Source organism: uncultured Campylobacter sp. (assembly GCF_938017705.1).
Taxonomy (GTDB): domain Bacteria; phylum Campylobacterota; class Campylobacteria; order Campylobacterales; family Campylobacteraceae; genus Campylobacter_B.
Map to the genome: position 1 here is coordinate 1 of NZ_CALIIS010000034.1, position 4,314 is coordinate 4,314.

General features: G+C 50.4%; 5 protein-coding genes. All 5 read left to right on the plus strand.

The window, feature by feature from the left end:
- Positions 1–279 precede the first annotated feature (279 nt).
- Complete coding sequence (locus tag Q0605_RS01750) at positions 280–1,521, plus strand: ArsS family sensor histidine kinase (protein ID WP_298703666.1); 1,242 nt, start codon at positions 280–282, stop codon at positions 1,519–1,521.
- A gap of 50 nt (positions 1,522–1,571) precedes the next feature.
- The gene (locus tag Q0605_RS01755; protein WP_298703668.1) at positions 1,572–1,964 is read left to right on the plus strand and encodes a cytochrome C oxidase subunit III; all 393 of its coding nucleotides are present in this window, start codon (positions 1,572–1,574) and stop codon (positions 1,962–1,964) included.
- Positions 1,961–3,232 (plus strand): glutamate-1-semialdehyde 2,1-aminomutase, encoded by a 1,272-nt coding sequence (hemL, locus tag Q0605_RS01760; protein WP_298703670.1) that lies wholly within the window; start codon positions 1,961–1,963, stop codon positions 3,230–3,232. Before Q0605_RS01755 ends, hemL begins: the two co-directional genes overlap by 4 nt.
- A gap of 31 nt (positions 3,233–3,263) precedes the next feature.
- Entirely contained in the window at positions 3,264–3,563 is a 300-nt protein-coding gene (locus tag Q0605_RS01765; protein WP_297988133.1) for an AtpZ/AtpI family protein, read from the plus strand.
- A gap of 11 nt (positions 3,564–3,574) precedes the next feature.
- On the plus strand, positions 3,575–4,314 hold a 740-nt coding region (locus Q0605_RS01770; RefSeq protein WP_298703673.1), incomplete at its 3' end, for a hypothetical protein.

A 4,314-nucleotide genomic window follows, 5' to 3' on the forward strand; every position in this document is an offset into this window, starting at 1 on the left:
TTAGCTTTGGTTTTAAGGCTGCGCGTTAAATTTAAAATAAATTTATTTGAATTTATGTGTTTAAGCGGTGAAATTTTGTAAAATTTTCAATGGTAGAAATAGCAAAATTTTTAAAATCTTTATAAAATTTGCAATAGCTAGATTTAGGAAGTATAAACGTATTGCGTATTTAGGATATGCCACAAATCCGAAGTCGGACGGGTTCGCGCGCCAAAGCAAAGTAAGCCCGCGGCTTACAAAGCTTTGAAATTTTAAAAATTTAAGGATCGTATAAATTTAATGAAAGTAAGATCGTCGATTTTTTACACCATCACGTTCATCTTTACGCTCGCTGCCGTGGGCGTTTCGCTCGCGCTACTCTGGCTCATTGGCTACGATCAGCAAAACTACACCCGCGAGCTAAACTCCAAATACTCCATCGTCGCGCGCGCGAACCTATATCAGATGAGTAAGCTCATCAGCGATGTCGAATACGAACGGCAGGTCGCAAATTTCGAGTTTTCGACCATCCGCGATGAAGCCAAGCGCGATGAGATCATTAAAGGCGCTGAAATTTTAGACAGCATCTCTGCAGACATCGGCTCTGCAGACATCTTGCTGTTTAAGCGCAAGCACTACTTAAAAATCACTCACGCTGGCGAGACGCGGCTTTTAAATGACAAGGAGTATCAGCCTTACCGCTACGATATTTTCAAAGCGATCTACGGCGTCATTTTGGCGATCATCCTGCTTGCGTATATCTTCATCATCCGCAAAATTCGCCCCCTTCGAAAGCTCAAGCGCCAGATCGATAAATTTGCTAAAGGCGATCTTCAGATCAAGGATGTAAGCGCGGGAAACGACGAAATTTCCGAGGTTTCGCACGCATTTTACGAAGCGGTCACGCAGATAAATAAGCTTAACGAATCGCGCCATCTGTTTTTGCGAAACATAATGCACGAGCTCAAAACCCCCATCACAAAGGGTCGCATCGCCGTCGAGATGATCGAGCGCGGTAAAAATCAGGAGCGCCTCATCTCGGTCTTTGAGCGGCTAGAGAGCCTAATCAACGAATTTGCGGCGGTCGAGCGCGCGACTGCGGGCACGGCGCTAATTGAACGCGGAATTTTTCCCATGGATGAAATTTTAAAAGAAGCGCTTAGCATCGCAATGATCGAGCCCGGCTGCGTCACGCTGCAAAATCCGCTAGGCCTGAGTTTAAATGTCGATCTGAAGCTCTTTTGCGTCGCGGTGAAAAATTTAATCGACAACGCCGTCAAATACGCCTCAGACGGTAAAATTTTAATCCGCCTAAACGCCGAGACGATAGACTTCATAACGCTCGGCGAGCCACTACAGAAGGATTTCAGCTACTACAAAGAGGCCTTCGTTAAGGGCACGAACGCCAAGCAAAGCTTCGGCCTGGGGCTTTACATCGTCGATAACATCGCCAAGGCGCACGGGCTAAAATTCCTCTACCGCAGACAGGATGAGTTAAACGTATTTTATTTTGAGGGGATCGAAAATATAGCTGCGTTATGAAATTTAAGCACATTTTTTATATTATTGCGCCAAAAATTCGAAACGAGAAGATGCGAAATTTCATATTTTTAGCGCTATTTTTAACCGCGACATTATTTTTTCTACCTCGCGGCGCACAAGCCGAGAGCTTCATCACCGACGAAGAATACGGCGCGATGCTGTATAAAAACCCGCGCGGCATCGGCTGCGACAAGTGCCACGGCGAAAAGGGTGAGGGCTCGCTGATCGCGACGTATAAAGAATTTAACCGCACCTCGGGCGCCTACTACGAGCGCGCCCTAAACGCGCCGCCGATCAATAATCTCTCGCTTCAGGAGCTCGCCGACGGGATCAGCAGCTCGCGCGACGTGATGCCAAGCTACTTCCTGACGCAAAACGAGATCATCATCATCTACAAATATATAAAGTCGATAAATCAACCCAAAAAGAAGGAGAAAAAATGAATAACCACGATGAATTTTTAGCGGCGCTTAAACTTATCCCCGGAGGCGTCGATTCACCAGTGCGAGCATTCGGCAACGTCGGCGGCGAGCCTTTTATGGTAGATCGCGGCGAGGGCTCGTACATCTACGACGTCGAGGGCAAAAAATATCTCGACTTCGTGCAGAGCTGGGGCCCGCTCATCTTCGGCCACGCCGATGCAGACATAGAGCGCGCCGTCGTGCAAACCGCCAAAAAAGGGCTAAGCTTCGGCGCATCCAGCCCGCTTGAGACGCAGCTTGCCTCGCTGGTGCTAAAAAATTTCGATTTCCTAGACAAGATCCGCTTTACCAGCAGCGGCACGGAAGCCACGATGAGCGCGATCCGTCTTGCGCGCGCCTTTAGCGGACGGGATAAAATTTTAAAATTTGAGGGTTGCTACCACGGCCACAGCGACAGCCTGCTCGTCAAAGCGGGCAGCGGCGCGAGCACTTTCGGTAATGCAAGCAGCGCGGGCGTGCCGCAGGACGTCGCAAAAAACACCTACCTAGCCAGATACAACGACATACAAAGCGTAAAGGACGTCCTAGCGCAAAACGACATCGGCACAATCATCATCGAGCCTATCGCGGGGAATATGGGCCTAGTACCCGCTGATCCTAAATTTTTAACCGAGCTTCGCGCGCTGTGCGATGAGAAAAAGATCGTGCTGATAATCGACGAGGTAATGAGCGGCTTTCGCGCGAGCGAGCTAGGCAGCTACGGTATCTACGGCGTCCGCGGCGATCTAGTGACCTTTGGCAAGGTCATCGGCGGCGGTATGAGCGTGGCGGCGTTTGCAGGCAAGCGCGAAATCATGGATATGATAAGCCCGCTAGGAGCGGTATATCAAGCGGGCACGCTAAGCGGAAATCCCGTCGCAATGGCTGCGGGCATCGCCAGCTTAAGTAAAATTTACGCTAGCAGCGGCCTTTACAAAAGGCTTGGTGAGCTTGCCCGCAGGTTCACGGACGGGCTTTGCGCCATAGCACAGCGCCGCGGCATCGCGCTGCAAACCAGCTGCGTAGGCTCGATGTTCGGCTACTTTTTCTCAGACGAAGAGGTGCACGACTACGACGGCGCCTTGCGGGCAGATGCCGCGCGCTTTGCGAAATTTCACGGCGAGATGATTAAGCGCGGCGTATTTTTGGCACCTAGTCAGTTTGAGACGGGCTTTATCTGCTCCACGATGGACGAAGCGCAGATCGACTTTGCGCTAAACGCCGCAGATGAAGCCATGGCGGCGCTTTAAGGCCCGCATTTTAAATTTAATCGGATTTCAGATGAGAGTAACGAAAAATTTAAACAAAATCGTAAAGGGCGCCTGCGACATCAGCCTAGGCATCTCCATCGTCGTAGCGATCGGCATCGGCGTAGCGATCGGTCTTGGACTGCGGCATCTCACGGGCTCGCTGCTTTTGCTCTGGTTCGGCATCGCTATCGGCATCGCGGCGGCGTTTCTGAACGTTTATCGCGCGTGCAAGGCGCTAAATTCGAGCTTGAAAGAGCTTGAAAACGATCCGAAATACAAGGCCGATCCGAAAAATTTCGACGACGACGATGAATGGGATGAGCGGGATTGAATAGGCGGTTTTTGCTCATATACTGCGCGCTAAACGCGGCGTTTGCCCTGCTTGGGCTAGCGCTTTGCGGCGCAAGATTTTTCGGCACGAGCTCTTTCGGCGTGCGGGCGCTTGCGTGGCTTCTTAGCTTGGAGGCCGGATTTTTGGGCGCATTCGGCGCGGTATATTTTTCGTTTCGCGCTTACCGAAACAAGATAGAAGATGAGCTAAGATCCGGTAAATACGATGAAATTTTACGGCAAAGCCCTAAAAATTACGCCGGTTTCATAAGCGGCAAAACTTCCGCAAACGATACGAATTCCGCAAGCATTGGCGGCGCAAGCGGCGATGAAATTTCATACGGCAAAGCTCGCAGCGACAAAATTTTAAATAGCGAAAATTTTAGCGGCGCAAATTCAGGCGTCGAAATTTCAAACGCGCAAAATTCCGAAGACGCCGTAAATTTCACCAGTGGCGAGACTGGCACCGAAAATGGCGATAGCCGCACCCTGCACGACGAAATCGCCGCCGAGTGTGCCGCAAACTCCGCCGCCGATATAAATTTTACTCACAGCTCGAATTTAGGCGCCGAGCGCAGCAGAGCCGCTGCTGGCGAGTGCGACGTAAATTCTACGAAGAGCGACGACAAAATCTCCACTTACGGCGCGACCGCCTTGGGACGCGCCGCCGATAAATTTAATATGAATGATTGCGCGACTTGCGGCGACTTACAGAGCAATATAAGCGAAAAAACTAGCGATAGTTCGCAAGA